The sequence below is a fragment of the Arthrobacter sp. SLBN-122 genome (assembly GCF_006715165.1).
GTDB lineage: Bacteria > Actinomycetota > Actinomycetes > Actinomycetales > Micrococcaceae > Arthrobacter.
On the sequence record NZ_VFMS01000001.1, the window covers coordinates 4,022,540 to 4,040,780 of the forward strand.

Consider the following 18,241-nt stretch of genomic DNA (forward strand, 5'->3'; position numbering starts at 1 on the left):
CCGTGGCGTTCCCTGTTGTGAAAGGCCTTACCTGCTGTGATTACTGTCCAGGATCTTGAACTGCGTGCCGGTGCCCGGCTCCTGATGGACCAGGTGAGCTTCCGCATCGATAAAGGGGACAAGATCGGCCTGGTGGGCCGCAACGGCGCGGGCAAGACTACGCTGACGCGTGTCCTTGCAGGCGAGGGCCTTCCCGCCGCCGGCAAGGTGACCCGCAGCGGCGAAATCGGCTACCTGCCGCAGGACCCCCGCACCCCGGACATGGAGCAGCTGGCACGCGACCGGATCCTCTCCGCCCGCGGCCTGGACATCGTCGTCGGGAAGCTCCGGAAAGCGCATGACGAAATGGCCAGCGAAGATGCCGACGTCCAGCGCAAGGCCATGAACCGGTACGACCGGCTGGAGTCCGAATTCCTCGCAGCAGGCGGTTATGCTGCCGAGGCCGAAGCTGCGTCAATCTGTTCCAACCTGGCCCTCCCTGACCGCCTGCTGAACCAGCCGCTCAAAACGCTGTCAGGCGGCCAGCGGCGCCGCGTGGAGCTCGCCCGCATCCTCTATTCCGATGCCGAAACGATGCTTCTGGACGAACCCACCAACCACCTTGACGCCGATTCGATCGCCTGGCTGCGTGACTTCCTGAAAAACCATCAGGGCGGCCTTATCGTCATCAGCCACGACACCGACCTGCTGGAAGCCACGGTCAACAAGGTGTTCCTGCTGGACGCCAACCGCGCCCAGATCGACTTCTACAACATGGACTGGAAGCGGTACCTCCTGCAGCGGGAGACGGACGAGCGCGCCCGGAAGCGTGAACGCGCCAACGCCGAGAAGAAGGCCCAGGTCCTCATGGACCAGGCCAACAAGATGCGGGCAAAGGCCACCAAGGCGGTCGCGGCGCAGAACATGGCCAAGCGTGCCGAACGTCTGCTCAGCGGCCTGGAAGCCGTCCGTGAGCAGGACCGCGTGGCGGCGTTGCGGTTCCCCGACCCGTCACCCTGCGGCAAGACCCCGCTCACCGCAGACGGGCTCAGCAAGTCGTACGGCTCACTGGAAATCTTCACCGACGTGGACCTGGCCATCGACCGCGGTTCCAAGGTGGTCATCCTGGGCCTCAACGGTGCCGGCAAGACCACACTGCTGCGCATGCTCGCCGGCGTTGACGCCCCGGACACCGGCGAGGTCATCCCCGGCCACGGCCTGAAGGTGGGCTACTACGCCCAGGAACACGAAACCCTGGACCACGACCGTACGGTGCTCGAGAACATGCGCTCCGCGGCGCCGGACATGAAGGACGCCGAGGTGCGCGGCATCCTGGGCTCATTCCTGTTCTCAGGTGACGACGTCGACAAGCCCGCCGGCGTTCTCTCCGGCGGCGAAAAGACGCGCCTGGCCCTGGCCACCATCGTGGCCTCCAGCGCCAACGTCCTCCTCCTCGACGAACCCACCAACAACCTCGACCCCGCCAGCCGCGCCGAAATCCTCGGCGCCCTGCGCAACTACACCGGCGCCGTCGTCCTGGTCAGCCACGACGAAGGCGCTGTCGAAGCACTGAACCCCGAACGCGTGGTCATGCTTCCCGACGGCGTCGAAGACCTCTGGAACGAGGACTACCTGGACCTGATCACGCTGGCTTAGCCCGGCTGTACCGATCGTCCGCCACTGTCGCGCAAACCCTTAGAGGCGCTCGAACACCATCGTGGCCTGGATGCGGTCACCGCCGCCGATCATTCCCTTGCTTCCGCTGCTGGCGGTGGTAATGGTGTGGAGACGGTAGCCCTTCGCGGCCTGTTCGTTAATGGCCTTCTCCAGGGACGGCAGGTTGCCCGTACCGGTTCCCCACAGTTTTTCCTTGAGGATCACCTGCAGGACGACGTACTGCATGACACCACTTCCTTCCGTTGCCAGCCAGTTGGAGCCATGCTACCCGCAGCGCTGGGCGCTCACGGGGGGCGTGGGCAGGAAATGCCGAGGGTGCCAGGCTGCCGCCTTCGGTTCAGCGCACCGTCAGTTCCCGGGCCTCCGTAATCCGGCGGAGGTCCCGGTAGCTGATGCTGAACATCGAGTTGTGGTCACCCGCTCCTGCCCAGAGCAGCCCGTGTGCCTGCAGGGACTCGTCCAGCAGCGTCCTGATCTTTTGTGGGTGGCCTACCGGGGCTACGCCGCCCACCTCCTGGCCGGTGTGTTCCAGGACGAAGCCCGGGGCGGCACGACGGATCTTGCCGGTGCCGAGCTGGGCTGCGACCAGCGCAGTGTCCACCCTGGCGGCGCCGCTGGCGAGGATCAGCAGGGGCTCACCGGCGAGGTCAAAGATGAGGCTGTTGGTGATGGCGGCAAGGTCGCATTCCAGCGCCTGCGCTGCTGCGGCAGCCGTGGGTACCCCGGCCCGAAAAGTCCGCACGGTGTCGCCGACGCCGGCCGCCACCAGGGCTGAGCGCACCAGGGCGACCGGACCGCCGTCGTACTCCATGCCTCAGTACCCCTGCGCGTCCAGGAGGGCGTCTTCTTCTTCCTCCGCTGTCGCCTTCTTCCGCTTACGCGGCGGGGCGGGCCGACGGCGGGCGGCAGGGACTGCGGAATGGACAGCACCGTCCGGCAGCGTTTCCTCCTCGTCCTCTGCGTCGATCGCCGCATTCCGGGCCTGCTGACGGGCCGCGTAGCCGAAGCCCACGAACATGAGCACACCGAACGCGAACCACTGCAGCGAATAGGACAGGTGCGTCCCCTCGTCGGTGGACGGCTTGGGGAACGCCACGGGCATGTCGGCGGACGGAGGCGTTTCGGCTGCAAGCTGGCCGTACGCGCCCGTAAGCAGGGGATAGCCCAGCTGCCTGGCGTAGGTTGGCAGGTCAATGGACGCGAGCTGGCCTTCAGGCGCCCCGCGCTGAAGTTCCGGCTCACCATGCTTCAGGCGAACGACGGCGGTGACCTCGCCGGAAGGGGGTGCCGGCACCGAATCCGGGCTGCCTGGGTTCTTGTTTCCGATGGGCAGCCAGCCGCGGTCGATGACCACGGTTTCGCCGGTGCTGAGGCGGAAGGGGACCACCACCTCGTAGCCGGGCTGGCCGTTCAACGGCCGGTTGCGGACAATCCGCTGGCCGGCCGCATCGTAGGAGCCCTTCAGCTCAACCTGGGTCCACTCCCTGGCCGGGTCAAGCTGGTTGAACTGGTCCCGTGCCTTTGCAAAGGGGATGGGGGTGGCCGAGTAATTGCTGACCACCCGGTTGATCTCGGCCAGCGTCTCCGCACGCCGGTCCATCTGCCAGCGGCCCAAAAATACGCACGCGGCGGCAAAGATCGCGGCCAGCAGGAGATAGCCCAGCCATTTGCTGGAAAAGAGGAACCGGTACATTCAGATGTCCTGGGCCGGTGAACCGTCATCGCCGGGGCTGAGGGGAAGCGTTTCCTTCCAGAGCCCCCGGGTCTGCAGGTAATCTTCCAGCCATTCCCGGTGGTCCACGCAGGCAAGCCACGTTTTGCGGCGCTCGGGGGCGTGGATTTTGGGGTTGTTCCAGAGGAGCTGCCAGGATGCCTGGGCCCTGCACGCCTTCCGTGAGCACATGGCGGTCCCGGACGCCACGTCCGATCCTGCCGCGAAATCGAAAAGACTCATGATGCCTGCCGCTCCTCCCCGGGGTCCTCATCCTTTACCAGTTCGCCTTGAAGCACAGCACTTCCGGGTTCATCCTCCGGATCCGGAAGAACCGGGCTCTCAATCTCCGCCAAGGGGGCGGAATCCAGCAGCAAATCACTGTGGGCCTCGGCCTTGTCGCTGCCGTTGGCGATGACCACCGCAATCCAGGGCAAGAAGACAGCGCCGGCCACGGCGATGATCTTGAACCAGCCGTCCACCACGAAGATCAGGATCAGGCACACCATGCGGATTCCCATAGCCAAGGCGTACTTGATCATCCGCTGGCGCATGTCCTCAGAGTGGGCTCCGGCGGCATCGGTGATGCTGTGGACCTCGTTGTCGCCGGAGAACCGGCCCGGTTCTTCGGGCGCGGAATGTCCCGCATGGTTTTCAAGGGTCACGGTGAATGATCACGCTCCAAAGGCTTCCCTCAATTCTCGCACCATCGGCAGTGCTGCCCAAACCCGCAGCGGGCCTGCCGCTAAGATCGGAGGCAGCCCAAACCACACCCCGCTACCGCGGCGCAGCCTGCCGCAGAATCCCGGAGCCCTCTATGACTGAAACAGCTTCCGCACCCCGCAGTGTCCTGATCACCGGCGGCAACCGCGGGATCGGCCTGGCCATCGCACAGGCGTTCCTGGCGAACGGTGACAAGGTGGCGGTGACTTACCGCAGCGAAACCCAGCTGCCCGAGGGAATCCTCGGGGTCAAGGCGGACGTCACCGATGAGGCATCCGTGGACGCTGCCTTCAAGGAAGTGGAAACTGCCCACGGTCCCGTGGAAGTCCTGGTGGCCAACGCCGGAATCACCAAGGACACGCTGCTCCTGCGCATGAGCGAGGACGACTTCACCTCCGTCATTGACACCAACCTCACCGGCGCCTTCCGTGTCATCAAGCGCGCGTCCAAGGGCATGATCCGGCTCCGCAAGGGCCGCGTGGTCCTTATTTCCTCAGTGTCCGGCCTCTACGGCGCACCGGGCCAGATCAACTACTCCGCTTCCAAGGCCGGCCTGGTGGGCATCGCCCGGTCCCTCACCCGCGAACTCGGTTCCCGCGGCATTACGGCCAACGTAGTGGCACCCGGCTTCATCAACACCGACATGACCGCCGAACTCCCCGAAGCCACCCAGAAGGACTACCTCACCAGCATCCCCGCCGGCCGCTTTGCCGAAGCCGCCGAGGTTGCCAACGTGGTCCGGTGGATCGCCAGCGACGAAGCCGCCTACATCTCCGGTGCGGTCATCCCCGTGGATGGCGGGCTGGGCATGGGCCACTGACCCTTCCGGTCATTGCCCCTGCAGGAAACTAGCCGGGCGGCCCTTATTTGTCGGAGCCGGACAACGGATAAGGGCCACAGCCGCTGGCATGATGGACTGCAGACCACAACGATTTAGATGTTTCGAACAAAGGAAGCTCGAATGGGACTGCTGGACAACAAGACGGCCATCGTCACCGGATCATCGCGGGGCATCGGCGCCGACGTAGCAAAGATCCTCGCCTCGGAGGGTGCCGCCGTCGTGGTCAACTACCGCCAGAAGGCGCCCCGCGCCAACAAGGTGGTGCAGGGAATTGAAGCCGCCGGCGGACGTGCTGTCGCCGTGGGTGCCGATCTCACCACGCAGGAGGGCGTGCAGGCCCTGGCCAGCGCCGCGATGGAGAACTTCGGCTCGCTGGACATCCTGGTGCTGAACGCCTCGGGCGGCATGGAAACCGGCATGGGGGAGGACTACGCCCTCAAGCTCAACCGCGATGCCCAGGTCAACATGCTGAACGCCGCCGTTCCCCTGATGAAGGAAGGCTCCCGCGTGGTGTTCGTCACCAGCCACCAGGCCCACTTCATCAACACGGTGCCCACCATGGAGGCCTACGAGCCGGTGGCCCGCAGCAAGCGCGCCGGGGAAGACGCACTGCGCGAACTCATCCCCAACCTTGCCGAGAAGGGCATCACCCTGGTTGTGGTTTCCGGCGACATGATCGAGGGCACCGTCACCGCCACGCTCCTGGACCGCTCCACCCCGGGCGCCATCGAGGCCCGCCGCGCGGAAGCCGGCAAGCTGTACTCCGTGGAGGAGTTCGCCGAGGTGGTGGCCGGCATGGCAACGGCCGACGTCGAATCCGGCCACACCGAGTACGCCGGCGGAGCAGATTACTTCGGCAAGGGTGCCCAGCCCGCCGGCTAGGCTCTTCGCAACGTGAATGGGCCCGCGTCCGCAGGAAATTCCTGTGGACGTGGGCCCTTCACTGTTTAGAGCGGCTAGACCCCGGCGACGTGGCGGACAACGTCCAGGTACGGCATGTTCACGGCGGCATCGGCCACGGCCCGGACGGCAGGCTTGGCATTGAATGCCACCCCGATCCCGGCTGCACCGAGCATGTCCAGGTCATTGGCGCCGTCGCCGACCGCGATGGTGTGTTCGAGGGCAATGCCCTCCGCAGCGGCCCACTCCCGCAGGTACTTCTCCTTGGCCGCCCTGTCCACCACGGCGCCAAGCACCTTGCCGGTCAGCGCGCCGTCGACGATTTCCAGTTCGTTGGCCTGCCAGTAGTCCAGGCCCAGGTCGGCCGCGATCGGTTCGAGGATCTGGTTGAAGCCGCCGGACACGACGGCCACGGTGTGGCCGGCCGCCTTGAAAGCGGCCACCAGCTCACCCGCGCCTTCGCTGAGCTTAACTTCGTTACGGACGGAATGGACGACGTCGGCCGGCAGCCCGGCGAGGACGGCCACCCGGGCGTGCAGGCTCTGGGCAAAGTCCAGTTCGCCGCGCATGGCAGCTTCCGTGACGGCCGCCACTTCCTCCCGCTTGCCGGCGTAGGCAGCCAGGAGCTCGATGACCTCCTGCTGGATCAGGGTGGAATCCACATCCATGATCAGCAGCTTTCGGGCAGCGGACCGAAGACCGGCCGGAACAACGGCGGTATCGAAATCACCGGTGGCGGCGTCAGCCACCGAGCAGCGCAGCGCGGCGAGCCCGGCCTCGGTCGCATCCGGAAGGGCCAGGTCAAGGATCTGGACCTGGTATCGGTCGCCTGCCGGGGAGGATTCGGACAGCACCTGGGCGCCGTGTGATGCGAGGACGGAACGCAGCTGCTCCAGCCCGCTTGGGGTCACATTGAGGCCATAGCTGACCGCAGTCACGTTCGAAGTCATGCCTGCAATCTTAGCCAGCGCCTACGGGGCCACCGGAATTCGTTGCGGGCCCGCCACGGCGAAGCGTCCAGGGGCCTTCACATCGGTTATCAGTCATCTTCTTTTTTGTCCTAGTGTCTACTCCTATGAGTGATGTTCTGGAACTGGACTCCGTCAGCGTTGTCCGAGGCAAAAAGACCCTGCTGGACAATGTCGACTGGCAGGTCAATGAAGGCGAGCGGTGGGTCATCCTTGGCCCCAACGGCGCCGGCAAAACCACCCTTCTCCAGATCGCGGCGGCCCGGCTCCACCCGAGCAGCGGCACCGCGGGCATCCTCGACGAAGTGCTGGGCCGCGTTGACGTCTTCGAACTCCGGCCGCGCATCGGCCTTTCCTCTGCTGCCCTTGCCACCCAGATTCCCGAACACGAGAACGTTCTCAACGTCGTGGTCACCGCCGCCTACGGCGTGACCGGCCGCTGGCGCGAAGGCTACGAGCGCGACGACGAACGGCGCGCGTTCCGGCTGCTGAACGACTGGGGCATGGGGCCACTCCTCAACAGGACCTTCGCCACCCTGTCCGAAGGTGAGCGCAAGCGCGTCCAGATTGCCCGCGCCCTCATGACGGACCCGGAACTGCTGCTCCTGGATGAGCCGGGCGCCGGACTGGACCTGGGCGGCCGCGAAGAGCTGGTCCACAAGCTGGGCGAGCTGGCCAGCGACGAGGCAGCCCCGGCCATGGTCCTGGTCACGCACCACCTTGAGGAAGTCCCGCCCGGCTTCACGCATGCCATGCTCCTGCGCGACGGCAGCGTCGTGGCAGCCGGACCCATCACTGACGTCCTGACTGAAGAGCACCTGAGCACCACCTTCGGGCTGCCGCTTGCGGTCACCGAGAACGCGGGCCGCTACACCGCCACCGCACGCCGCTAGAAGAGGCCTGCGCTACTGCCTTGGAACTCTTCAGCAGCATCATTGTGTTCATCGCCGGCCTGTGGGCCGGCACCATCAATGCGGTAGTGGGCTCGGGCACCCTGGTCACGTTCCCGGTGCTCATCGCACTGGGCGTGGCCCCGGTGGTGGCATCCATGAGCAATGCGATGGGGCTGGTCTTCGGTACGGGCGCCGGGGCCTTCGGGTACCGCCGTGAGCTGGCCGGCCGGGGGCGGCAGGTCCTGCGCCTGCTGCCGGCGTCCGTCCTGGGCGGTATCACGGGTGCCTGGCTGCTGCTGCACCTGCCCGAAAAGGTCTTCCACTATGTAGCCCCCGTCCTGCTGGTCCTGGCCTTGATGATGGTCGTGTTCCAGCCCCGGCTGCAGGACTGGGTGCGCAACCGCGAGGCCAATCCGGAGCACGCCGTCCGGGACAAACGCCACGGGATTCTCCTGGTGGTCCTCGTCTACCTCGCCGGCGTGTACGGCGGCTACTTCGTTGCGGCCCAGGGGATCCTGCTGGTCGGAATCCTGGGCGTGTTCCTCACGGGGACCATCCAGAACGCCAACGCGATGAAGAACATCCTGGTGCTCGGCGTCAACATGGTGGCCGCCATCTCCTACCTTTTGTTCGCCTTCGACCGGATCAACTGGCTTGTGGTGCTGCTCATCGCGGTCAGCTCCACCATCGGCGGGATTCTGGGCTCCAAGGTGGGCCGAAAGCTCTCGCCGCGCGTCCTCCGGGCCGTGATCTTCAGCCTGGGCATCGTTGCCTTGGCCGTCATGATCGCCAACCTGCTGAAATAATCACCCGGTGACCTTCCACTACCTCGAATCCGCCGATGACCCGCGCGTCAGCGACTACACCACCCTGACCGACGTGCACCTTCGCAAGCTCCGCGAACCGGCCGAGGGGATGTACATCGCCGAGTCGTCGCGGGTCCTGCGCCGGGCCTTGGCGGCCGGCCACCGGCCGCGTTCGTTCTTCCTGGCGGAAAAGTGGATGGCGAACCTCGACGACGTCTTCCAGGCGTATCCCGACGTTCCCGCCTTCATCGGCTCGGCAGCCCTCCTCGAGGAGATCACGGGTTTCCACCTGCACCGCGGTGCCATGGCGGCCATGCAGCGCCCCGCGCCGGTGCCGCTGCCGGAGATCCTGGCCGGCGCGCGCCGCGTGGCCGTGCTGGAGGACATTGTGGACCACACCAACGTGGGCGCCATCTTCCGCTCCGCCGCAGCGCTGGACATCGACGCCGTCCTGGTCTCACCGCGCTGCGGGGATCCCCTCTACCGGCGCAGCGTCAGGGTCAGCATGGGCACGGTGTTCCAGGTGCCCTGGGCGCGCCTGGGGAACTGGCCGGGCGACCTGCAGGTGCTGAAGGACCACGGCTTCACCGTCGCTGCGCTGGAGCTGACGCCGGACGCAGAGGACGTCGACGCCGTTGCGTCCCGCAACCTGGACAGGCTCGCCCTGGTGCTTGGCACCGAAGGCGCCGGCATGAGCCCGGAGACGCTCGCCGCCGTCGACCTCGCCGTCAAAATCCCCATGCGCAATGGCGTGGATTCGCTCAACGTGGCCGCTGCGTCGGCCGTGGCGTTCTGGGAGCTGCGGGCGCGGTAAGGCTGCGCATCAGCGGTTCGTCAGTCCCTCCCGCATCGGCTATGATGGACAGCTGGTTGTCCTGCTTTTTCAGCATCCGCTGATGCAACAGATCCCAGCCATCCCATTCATACCTGGCAGCTGGCAAAATCCAGTTGCGCGAACAAAGGTCCCATTATGAAGTCTGATACCCACCCGAAGTACGAAGCTGTTGTCTTCAACGACCTGGCCTCCGGCACCAAGTTCCTGACCCGCTCCACCGTGTCTTCCAACAAGACCATCGAGTGGGAAGACGGCAACACCTACCCGGTCATCGACGTCGAAATCTCTTCCGAGTCCCACCCGTTCTACACGGGCAAGCAGCGCATCATGGACTCTGCAGGCCGCGTCGAGCGCTTCAACGCTCGCTTCAAGGGCTTCGGCGGCAAGAAGTAATCTTCTTCCCCAAGGTCTGATGGAAAGCCCGCACCGGCAACGGCGCGGGCTTTCTGCTTTTAACCGTGCACCTGGTTTCTGGGGCAGGATGGAAAGCATGACCCAGCCACGTATTCCTGCCCATGATGCCCCCGGCAACCAGCGCCTGCACGGTGAGTACAAGGTCCCGGGCGGCAAACTTGTGGTGGTGGACCTGGCAGTGGCGGACGGCGCCCTGGCTGACGTCTCTGTCAGCGGCGACTTCTTCCTGGAGCCGGACGAGGCGCTGGAGGACATCAACCGCGCCCTGACCGGCCTTCCGGACACCACGCCCGCCAAGGACCTGGCGGCGGCCGTCACCGCCGCCCTGCCGGCCGGAGCCGTGCTGTTCGGCTTCTCCGCCGACGCCGTGGCCGTGACCGTCCGCCGTGCCCTGGCCAAGGCAACGTCCTGGGGCGACCACGAGTGGAACGTCATTGCGCCCACCGTGCTGCCCACCGAAATCAACGTTGCCCTTGACGAGGTGCTCACGGAGGCCGTCGGCGCCGGTGCGCGCACGCCCACCCTGCGTTTCTGGGACTGGCAGGAGCCGTCGGTGGTCATCGGCAGCTTCCAGTCGGTGCAGAACGAGGTGGACCCCGAGGGCGTTGCAAGGCATGGCATCAACGTGGTCCGCCGGATCAGCGGCGGGGGAGCGATGTTCATGGAGGCCGGCAACTGCATCACCTACTCGCTCTACCTGCCGCAGACGCTGGTGGACGGGCTCAGCTTCGCCGACTCCTACCCCTTCCTGGACGCATGGGTCATGGCGGCACTGGAACGGCTCGGCATCAATGCCTTCTACATTCCGCTGAACGACATCGCAACGGACCAGGGGAAGATCGGCTGTGCCGCGCAGAAACGCCTGGCCAACGGCGGCATGCTGCACCACGTCACCATGAGCTACGACATCGACGCCGACAAAATGGTGGAGGTCCTCCGGATCGGCAAGGAAAAGCTGTCCGACAAGGGCACCCGCAGCGCAAAGAAGCGGGTGGACCCGCTGCGGCGCCAAACCGGCCTGGCCCGCACGGCGATCATCGAGGCGATGATGGGGGTCTTCAGCGAGCGTTACGGCGCAACCCCGTCAGAGCTGGCGGGGCACGAGCTGGCGGCAGCCGAGGAACGGGTGGCCACCAAGTTCGGCACCAGGGAATGGCTCCACCGCGTCCCCTAGCCCCATCGACTGCTGCCTACTGGTCGTTTTGGGCGGGGAAAACGGCAGTTACGGAGCAATCGATGGGTGGGGAACGACGGCGGCCTGCGCGGTGAGTGCGCGCAGCAGGTGGCTGCGCTGCTCGACGATGATCCGGCGCAGGGCGTGCGGCGCGTCGGGGTTGGCGGCCAGCCAGTCATCCGTCCGCCGGACCACCGGGTGGTCCCCGGGGCGGGTCACGTCCGCCAGGTCCTGCGCGGCGGGATAGAGGCCGCGGACAATCCGGCTGGCGATTTCGATGCTGCGCTCATCCCAGACAGCCAGCAGGCAGTCGAAGTAGGGCTCCAGGTACGGCTCCAGCAACGGCGGCGGCGCGGTGCTGAAGCCGCTGATGGTGGCCGTGAGGAGCTGGTTGGAAAGCTCATTCCCGTGAACGGTGGCCTCCCAGGCGGCGGCCTTGACGGCCGGGTCCGGGCGGGATGCCATGGCGGTTGCGTGGCCGGCGCGGCCGGAGGCGGTGGTGTCCCGGTCCAGCTCGGCGTCGAGCTCCGCCGCGCTGGCCTCTCCGTTGGCGGCGAGCGCATGCCACAGCTGCCAGCGCAGCTCAGCGTCCACGGACAGGCCCTCCACCGGTTCCGTGCCATCCAGCAGGCCACGGAGCCGGGGGAGTGCTGCCGCATCATGACGGCTGAGGGCGGCAAGGGTGCGGGCCCAGGCAAGCTGTGCGTCGGAACCGGGGACGGCCCGGTCCAGCTCGCCGCCTGCGGCCTCGATGAAGGAAGCACGGACACTCGCGCGGGTGCCCGCCGGTGTGTAACGTTCGACGGCGGTGGTGGCGTTGTCCAGAACGTTCAGCAGGACCCCGATTCCGCTTTCAGCCGGACCAAAGGCCGTCACGGCGTCAACGTACAACGATGCCGGGCTCTCTCCATCGCGGGCGGAGTTCCAGAGCGCAGTCCAGCACAGGGCACGCGCCATGGGGTCCGTGATCCGGTCCAGGGAGGCGCGGACCGTTGCTTCAGATACCGGGTCCAGCCGCACCTTGGCGTAGGTCAGGTCCTCATCGTTGACCAGCAGGAGCGCCGGCCGCTGCTGCCCGTCGAGTTGGGGGAGCTCCGTCCGCGCGCCGGCCACGTCGGTTTCGATGCTCCCGGTCCGCACCAGGGCGCCGCCGGCGTCGAAGTCGTAGGAACCCACCCGGAGCCGGTGCGGGCGCAGCTCCTTGCGTCCTGTCACCGGATCCACCGCTTCCTGGACGATCGCCACCCGGCCCGGCACGCCGTCGTCGTCCGTTGCACTGGAAGCTGCAAACTCCACTGACAATCTGGAAATTCCGGAGGTCTGCAGCCACTGGCGGGCCCACCCGGACAGGTCCCGCCCCGACGCCGCCGCCAGGGAAGCCAGGAGGTCGGCCAGCGACGTGTTGCCGTAGGCATGCTTCCGGAAGTACACCCGCGACCCGGCGATGAACGCGTCGAAGCCCACGTAGGCCACCAGCTGCTTCAGCACCGATGCGCCCTTGGCGTAGGTGATGCCGTCGAAGTTCTGCTTTGCCGCTTCAAGGTCCGGGATGTCCGCCACGATGGGATGGGTGGTGGGGAGCTGGTCCTGGACGTAGGCCCAGGCTTTGCGTTTGTTGGCGAAGTTGACCCAGGCCGTGTCCCAGTCGGTGGCCCGGTCAACGCCGAGGGTTCCCATGTAGTCGGCGAAGGACTCCTTCAGCCACAGGTCGTCCCACCACTGCATGGTCACAAGGTCGCCGAACCACATGTGCGCCATCTCGTGCATCAGGGTGTTGGCGCGGGCCTGGTACTGGGCGTCCGTGGCCCGGGAGGTGAACACGTAGCTTTCCGTGAACGTAACCAGCCCCGGGTTCTCCATGGCGCCGAGGTTGTATTCGGGAACGAACGCCTGGTCGTACTTGCCCCAGGGGTAGGGGAAGTCGAAAAGGCGGTTGAAGAAGTCCAGCCCCTTTTTCGTCAGGCTGAAGAGCTCCTCGGTGTCGAAGGAGTCCGCCATGGACGCGCGGCAGTAGAGGGCGAGCGGGACGTTCAGCTGGGTGCCGTCGTCGAGCGTTGCCTGCCAGCCGTCCTCTGCCTTGAAGTACGGCCCGGCCAGGATGGTGGTGATGTACGTGGACATCGGCAGGGTGGTGGCGAAGTCCCAGCACGCCGTCGCGGGATCGCTGGTCAGCAGGGTCCGGTTGACCTCGGAGCCGTTGGACGCCACGTGCCAGTCGGCCGGTGCCATGACGTGGAAGGTGTAGGCCGCCTTCAGGTCGGGCTGCTCGAAGTTCGCGAAGACCCGGCGCGCATCAGCAGGCTCGTACTGCGTGTACAGGTAGCACTGGCCGTCCGCCGGGTCCACGAACCGGTGCATGCCCTCTCCGGAACGGCTGTAGAGCGCCGTTCCCGTGACCGTGACCTGGTTTTCGGCCCGCAGGTTGTCCAGCCGGATCCGTGCGCCGTCCACCACGTCCTCCACCCGGAGGCTCTTGCCGTTGAGGAACACGCTGTGCACGTCACCGGCGATGAAGTCCACGAAGGTGCCGGCGCCGGGTTCCGCGGTGAAGGTAATGACGCTGCGGCTGGTGTAGCCGGGAACCGCCGGATCTGCTGCCTGCCGCACATCGAGCGAGACGTCGTAGCTGGTGGTGCTGATCCGGGCTGAACGTTCGGCGGCTTCGGTGCGCTGCAGATTCTCATGTGACACCCGGCTATCTAATCACGCGGCCGGTGCGTCCGCTCAGCCCGCGATCAGGAAGGCAGCCGCAAGGCCCAGCACGGCAATCAGGAGCCAGGATGCCAGCGCCGCCAGGAGTGCCGGTCCGCCGGTATGGAGCAGGGTACGGATGCGGACCGCAGAGCCAAGGCCAAACAGGGCCGCACCCAGCAGGATGTCCTGCAGGGTGGCCCCCACGTCGAGCCAGCCTGCGGACAGCCAGCCCGTGGAGCGCAGCGCCACCATGGCAACGAAGCCCAGGACGAACAGCGGCACCAGCGGTGGCATTTTCTTGACCACGCCATCCTCGGCGCCCAGGGCACGCACCCCGTTTCGGTGATGGGCACCTGCCAGCGCGGCGACGGGGGCCAGCAGCAGCACGCGGGTGAGCTTGACGACGACGGCGACCGCCAGGGCAGCGGTCCCGGCGGTTTGCGCCGTGGCCACCACCTGGCCCACATCGTGGACCGACGCGCCGGTCCAGGCTCCGAACACTGTGGCCGTGAGCCCCAAGGGTTGCGCGAGGAGGGGGAGGACGCCGATGGCGAGCGTGCCGCACAGGGTGACCAGGGCCACGGGCAGGACGGTTTCCGCGTGCCGGATGCGGCGGACGGCGGCCATGGCGCCAATGGCGGAGGCACCACAGATGGAAAATCCCGTGGCCACCAACAGTGAGGTCACAGGCGGAAGGCGGAACAAGCGCGAAATCGCATAGGTCCCGCCGAAGCTGGCTGCCACCACGCCCACCATCAGGACCAGGGACACCCAGCCGAGGCCCAAAACATCCATGACGCTGACCTTCAGGCCCAGGAGTACGATTCCCCCGCGCATCAGGTGCTTGCCGGCGAAGTCCAGCCCCGGACGTGCCCGGCCTCCCGTCCAGGTGCCGGCGCCGGGCAGGTTGGCGGCCAGAACGCCCAGGACCACAGCGAGGGTCATTGCCGGCAGGGCCGGCAGCAGTCCATGCACCAGGAAGGCCGCCGCAACAGCGGCAGCGGCGGTCAGCAGCCCCGGAACCAGGCGGGCAATCCGCGGCCCGGAACGGCCGTGGCCCGGCGCTGGGAGGCTTCTGCTGTCTGGCACTCACCTACTGTGCCCGACGAGGCCCGTAAAGTACGAACCGGGCCATTGGCGCCAACACGCCACAATGGATGGCAGTAATGAATTCGAAACAAAAAGATGGTTGGCTATTGGACATGTCAGACCTATTCCAGGATTACTCCGAGGCCGCCGGCCGCACCGGAGCCTACGACGAGATGTTCGCCCCGGGGCAACAGGCCAGGGACTCGTACGGGCAGGTGGCGGACGCACTCCGGAAGCTCTCCCTGGCGGACGTCACCGCACGCGCCGACTCCATGGCGCGCACCTTCCTGGACCGCGGGGTGACCTTCGACTACGCGGGTGAGGAACGGCCCTTTCCGCTCGACATCGTGCCCCGCGTCATCCCGGCGGCCGAGTGGGACGTCCTGGAAAAGGGGGTCGCCCAGCGGGTCCGTGCCCTGGAAGCCTTCCTGAACGACGTCTACGACAAAATGACCGTGGTGTCCGACGGCGTGATCCCGCGCCAGCTGGTAACCACCAGCGCGCACTTCCACCGGCAGGTCCACGGCTTCGAACCGGCGGGCGGGGTCCGGGTCCACATCTCGGGCATCGACGTCGTCCGCGACGCCGCCGGCACGTTCCGCGTCCTGGAGGACAACGTCCGCGTACCCTCCGGGGTCAGCTACGTGCTGGAGAACCGGCGCGCCATGGCCAAGGGCCTGCCGGAAGCCTTCGGCCAGCAGCTCATCCGGCCGGTTGAGGAATACCCGCGCCGGCTGCTCTCGGCCCTGCGCAAGACCGCACCGGCCGGCGTTGACGATCCCACCGTCGTCGTCCTGACCCCCGGCGTGTTCAACAGCGCCTACTTCGAGCACACCCTCCTGGCCGGCCTGATGGGCGTCGAGCTGGTCGAGGGCCGCGACCTGATCTGCCGCGGCAACCGCGTCTACATGCGCACCACCGCCGGTGAACAGCGCGTGGACGTCATTTACAAACGGATCGACGACGACTTCCTGGACCCCCTCCAGTTCCGCTCCGACTCCATGCTCGGCTGCCCCGGCCTGGTCAACGCCGCCCGCGCGGGCGGCGTCACGATTGCCAACGCGGTGGGCAATGGCGTTGCCGACGACAAACTGGTTTACAGTTACGTGCCTGACCTGATCCGCTACTACCTCAGCGAGGAGCCCATCATCGCCAACGTGGACACCTTCCGCCTCGAGGAAAAGGAGGCCAGGGAGTACACCCTGGACAACCTCGCGGAACTGGTGGTCAAGCCCGTGGACGGTTCCGGCGGCAAGGGCCTGGTCATCGGCCCGGACGCTTCCAGGGATGAACTGGACGCCCTCCGCCAGCGGGTCATCGCGGACCCCCGCGGCTGGATCGCCCAGCCGGTGCTGCAGCTCTCCACCGTCCCCACATTGAGCGGCGACAAGTTCGGCCCCCGGCACGTGGACCTGAGGCCCTTTGCCGTCAACGACGGTGACAACGTCTGGGTCCTCCCGGGCGGCCTGACCCGCGTAGCGCTCAAGGAAGGGTCCCTGATCGTCAACTCCAGCCAGGGCGGCGGATCCAAAGACACCTGGGTGCTTGCAGATTCACCCCAGATGCCGGTGGAAACCGTTCCCCGCCAGTCCGTCACGGTCCGCGAACGGGTCTCCGTGTGGCCGGTGGAAAGCAACTGGCGCGACCGCCAGTCGGAGCAGCAGCAGTGAGCCGCGCCGCCGTCGGGCATTTTCCTTACACCGTTCCGGGCGCGCAGGAGGTAGCCGCGAATGCTTAGCCGAATTGCCGAGTCCCTGTTTTGGATCGGCCGCTATGTGGAACGGGCGGACGGTACCGCCCGTATCCTTGATGTGCACCTGGAACGCCTGAACCACCTCCCCATGGACGAGCGCAGGAGCGTCGCCCAGGAACTGCTGGCGGTCATGGGCGCCCGGCCCCAGAGCGAGGATTTCGGCCTGCCCGAACTGCTCCATGCCCTGGCTTATGACAAGACCAGCGCCACGTCCATCGCCGGCTCACTGGGCGCAGCCCGTGAGAATGCCCGCCGGGCCCGGGAAACCGTGTCCTCGGGCCTCTGGGAGAGCCTGAACACCACCTACTACGGCCTGAGCCAGCACCGCAAGGACGTGGTGGGTACCTACCGCTTCTGCAACTGGACCCTGGAACGCACCGCCATGGTCAGCGGCCTTGCCGACACCACCGTGAGCCACGACGAAAGCTGGCTCTTCCTGGTCCTGGGCCGTTCCCTGGAACGCGCGGACATGACGGCCCGGATGCTCTCCACCCGCGACGTGCTCTCCGCCGGCATGTCCTGGGTGAACATGCTGCGCTGCGCCGGTGCCTACGAGTCCTTCCTGCGCACCCGCCGCGCCGCCTTCGGTGACCAGCACGCCGCCGAATTCCTGCTGCTGGACCGGCTCTTTCCGCGCTCCATCGTCTACGCGCTGCGGGACGCGGACGAGTGCCTGGCAAAGCTGGACCCGTCCGCGCAGCGGGTGGGTTTCATCAACGATGCCCGCCGCATCGTGGGGCAGGCAAGGACCTTCCTGGAGTTCCACCGGACGGACGACCTCATGTCCGAGCTGCCCGAGCACATGGAACGGGTCCAGAAGGCAGTGTCCCAGGCCTCGGACGCCATTTCCCGTAAGTACTTCAATCAGGCGGACGAACTGGCCTGGGTGGGAGAAGTGTCATGACCCGGTTGAGCATCGTCCACAGGACGGCCTACAAGTACAACAAGCGCGTCACCCTGTCCTACAACGAGGCCCGGATGACGCCGCTGACGGATTCGCAGCAGGTGGTGCTGGAGTCCGTGGTGAAGGTGTCCCCGTCCCAGGCGGCGGTGAGCACCTACCGCGACTACTGGGGGACCAGGGTCACGGCCTTTGATATGCAGATGCCGCACGAGAACCTTGAGGTGGTCTCCAACATCACGGTGGAGGTGCACCGGGCCGGGAAGATTCCGGCGGAAGCGGACATCGTGGGGTGGGACGTCCTGGCGGCACCGGAAACGCTGGACACGTTCAGTGACTGGCTGCCGCAGTCCCGGTTGAGCGGGCCGGGTGACGAAGTGCTGGGCATCATCCCGGACGTCGTCGCGGGGAAGAACCCGCACGAAGCTGCCATGTCCGTGTTTGCCTGGATGCGGGGGGAGATGACGTACATGTCCGGCTCCACCGCCGTCACCACCAACGCGGAGGAAGCCTGGGGCCAGCGCCAGGGGGTGTGCCAGGACCTGGCGCACCTGGCCATCGGGGCGCTGCGCAGCTGCGGCATTCCGGCCCGCTACGTCTCCGGCTACCTGCACCCGCGGTCCAGCGCCGGAATCGGCGAGACCGTGGCGGGACAGTCGCATGCCTGGTTGGAATGGTGGGACGGTGACTGGCGCAGCTGGGACCCCACCAACCACAAACCTGCCGGCGACTTCCACGTCACGGTGGCACGCGGCCGGGATTACCGGGACGTGCCCCCGCTCAAGGGCATCCTGTCCGGCGGCGGGGGGTCCGCCCTGAACGTCAGCGTGGAGATCACCCAGCTCGCCTGAGGCGCCAGGTTCCCCGGCCGCCACGGCCGGGG

Annotated in this window: 19 protein-coding genes; 11 read left to right on the forward strand and 8 right to left on the reverse strand. The window is 66.7% G+C overall.

What is annotated here, in order from left to right:
* The first annotated feature begins 36 nt into the window (after positions 1 to 36).
* Positions 37 to 1,635 carry an ABC-F family ATP-binding cassette domain-containing protein gene (locus FBY36_RS18450; RefSeq protein WP_056333766.1) on the forward strand — a complete coding sequence of 533 codons (1,599 nt, stop codon included), beginning with the start codon at positions 37 to 39 and terminating at the stop codon, positions 1,633 to 1,635.
* 39 nt (positions 1,636 to 1,674) lie between these two features.
* Here FBY36_RS18450 and FBY36_RS18455 read toward each other — a convergent pair whose 3' ends face one another.
* The 5 genes from FBY36_RS18455 to FBY36_RS18475 all read right to left on the reverse strand — a co-directional run bounded on the left by FBY36_RS18455 (position 1,675) and on the right by FBY36_RS18475 (position 4,032).
* Entirely contained in the window at positions 1,675 to 1,881 is a 207-nt protein-coding gene (locus tag FBY36_RS18455; RefSeq protein ID WP_142121757.1) for a DUF4177 domain-containing protein, read from the reverse strand.
* A gap of 112 nt (positions 1,882 to 1,993) precedes the next feature.
* The gene (locus FBY36_RS18460; RefSeq protein WP_142121759.1) at positions 1,994 to 2,467 is read right to left on the reverse strand and encodes a YbaK/EbsC family protein; all 474 of its coding nucleotides are present in this window, start codon (positions 2,465 to 2,467) and stop codon (positions 1,994 to 1,996) included.
* A 3-nt stretch (positions 2,468 to 2,470) separates the two neighbouring features.
* On the reverse strand, positions 2,471 to 3,349 hold the full coding sequence (locus FBY36_RS18465) for an SURF1 family cytochrome oxidase biogenesis protein (protein ID WP_142121761.1): 879 nt from the start codon (positions 3,347 to 3,349) through the stop codon (positions 2,471 to 2,473).
* The gene (locus FBY36_RS18470; RefSeq protein ID WP_142121763.1) at positions 3,350 to 3,610 is read right to left on the reverse strand and encodes a hypothetical protein; all 261 of its coding nucleotides are present in this window, start codon (positions 3,608 to 3,610) and stop codon (positions 3,350 to 3,352) included.
* Complete coding sequence (locus FBY36_RS18475; protein ID WP_142121764.1) at positions 3,607 to 4,032, reverse strand: DUF3099 domain-containing protein; 426 nt, start codon at positions 4,030 to 4,032, stop codon at positions 3,607 to 3,609. Before FBY36_RS18475 ends, FBY36_RS18470 begins: the two co-directional genes overlap by 4 nt.
* Positions 4,033 to 4,184: 152 nt before the next feature.
* On the opposite strand from FBY36_RS18475, the gene FBY36_RS18480 reads away from it, so the two are divergent.
* Together FBY36_RS18480 and FBY36_RS18485 are read left to right on the forward strand one after the other, a co-directional pair.
* Positions 4,185 to 4,910, forward strand: coding sequence for a beta-ketoacyl-ACP reductase (locus FBY36_RS18480; RefSeq protein ID WP_142121766.1), 726 nt, complete (start codon positions 4,185 to 4,187; stop codon positions 4,908 to 4,910).
* A gap of 141 nt (positions 4,911 to 5,051) precedes the next feature.
* A complete protein-coding gene (locus FBY36_RS18485) occupies positions 5,052 to 5,813 on the forward strand; it encodes an SDR family oxidoreductase (protein ID WP_142121768.1) in 762 nt (253 codons plus the stop codon).
* Between the two features lie 74 nt (positions 5,814 to 5,887).
* Here the strand turns inward: FBY36_RS18485 and serB are convergent, their stop codons facing one another.
* The gene (serB, locus tag FBY36_RS18490) at positions 5,888 to 6,781 is read right to left on the reverse strand and encodes a phosphoserine phosphatase SerB (protein ID WP_142121770.1); all 894 of its coding nucleotides are present in this window, start codon (positions 6,779 to 6,781) and stop codon (positions 5,888 to 5,890) included.
* Between the two features lie 125 nt (positions 6,782 to 6,906).
* Here serB and FBY36_RS18495 point away from each other — a divergent pair, with 125 nt between their 5' ends.
* The 5 genes from FBY36_RS18495 (at position 6,907) to FBY36_RS18515 (ending at position 10,921) form a co-directional block, all read left to right on the forward strand.
* Complete coding sequence (locus FBY36_RS18495) at positions 6,907 to 7,692, forward strand: ABC transporter ATP-binding protein (protein WP_142121772.1); 786 nt, start codon at positions 6,907 to 6,909, stop codon at positions 7,690 to 7,692.
* Between the two features lie 20 nt (positions 7,693 to 7,712).
* Positions 7,713 to 8,498, forward strand: coding sequence for a sulfite exporter TauE/SafE family protein (locus FBY36_RS18500; RefSeq protein ID WP_142121774.1), 786 nt, complete (start codon positions 7,713 to 7,715; stop codon positions 8,496 to 8,498).
* Positions 8,499 to 8,505: 7 nt separating this feature from the next.
* Positions 8,506 to 9,312: a TrmH family RNA methyltransferase gene (locus tag FBY36_RS18505; protein ID WP_142121776.1), complete on the forward strand. Its 807-nt coding sequence runs from the start codon at positions 8,506 to 8,508 to the stop codon at positions 9,310 to 9,312.
* Between the two features lie 156 nt (positions 9,313 to 9,468).
* Entirely contained in the window at positions 9,469 to 9,726 is a 258-nt protein-coding gene (locus FBY36_RS18510) for a type B 50S ribosomal protein L31 (RefSeq protein WP_018771158.1), read from the forward strand.
* A gap of 97 nt (positions 9,727 to 9,823) precedes the next feature.
* Entirely contained in the window at positions 9,824 to 10,921 is a 1,098-nt protein-coding gene (locus FBY36_RS18515) for a lipoate--protein ligase family protein (protein ID WP_142121778.1), read from the forward strand.
* Between the two features lie 48 nt (positions 10,922 to 10,969).
* Here the strand turns inward: FBY36_RS18515 and pepN are convergent, their stop codons facing one another.
* Together pepN and FBY36_RS18525 are read right to left on the reverse strand one after the other, a co-directional pair.
* On the reverse strand, positions 10,970 to 13,612 hold the full coding sequence (pepN, locus tag FBY36_RS18520) for an aminopeptidase N (protein WP_142121780.1): 2,643 nt from the start codon (positions 13,610 to 13,612) through the stop codon (positions 10,970 to 10,972).
* A gap of 33 nt (positions 13,613 to 13,645) precedes the next feature.
* Entirely contained in the window at positions 13,646 to 14,704 is a 1,059-nt protein-coding gene (locus FBY36_RS18525; protein WP_142121783.1) for a YeiH family protein, read from the reverse strand.
* 113 nt (positions 14,705 to 14,817) lie between these two features.
* Here FBY36_RS18525 and FBY36_RS18530 point away from each other — a divergent pair, with 113 nt between their 5' ends.
* Genes FBY36_RS18530 through FBY36_RS18540 form a run of 3 tightly spaced genes read left to right on the forward strand, consistent with a single transcriptional unit; the run spans position 14,818 to position 18,209 of the window.
* Positions 14,818 to 16,374: a circularly permuted type 2 ATP-grasp protein gene (locus FBY36_RS18530; protein ID WP_142121785.1), complete on the forward strand. Its 1,557-nt coding sequence runs from the start codon at positions 14,818 to 14,820 to the stop codon at positions 16,372 to 16,374.
* 60 nt (positions 16,375 to 16,434) lie between these two features.
* Positions 16,435 to 17,361, forward strand: coding sequence for an alpha-E domain-containing protein (locus FBY36_RS18535; RefSeq protein WP_142031231.1), 927 nt, complete (start codon positions 16,435 to 16,437; stop codon positions 17,359 to 17,361).
* Positions 17,358 to 18,209 carry a transglutaminase family protein gene (locus FBY36_RS18540; protein ID WP_142121787.1) on the forward strand — a complete coding sequence of 284 codons (852 nt, stop codon included), beginning with the start codon at positions 17,358 to 17,360 and terminating at the stop codon, positions 18,207 to 18,209. Before FBY36_RS18535 ends, FBY36_RS18540 begins: the two co-directional genes overlap by 4 nt.
* Positions 18,210 to 18,241: the final 32 nt, after the last annotated feature.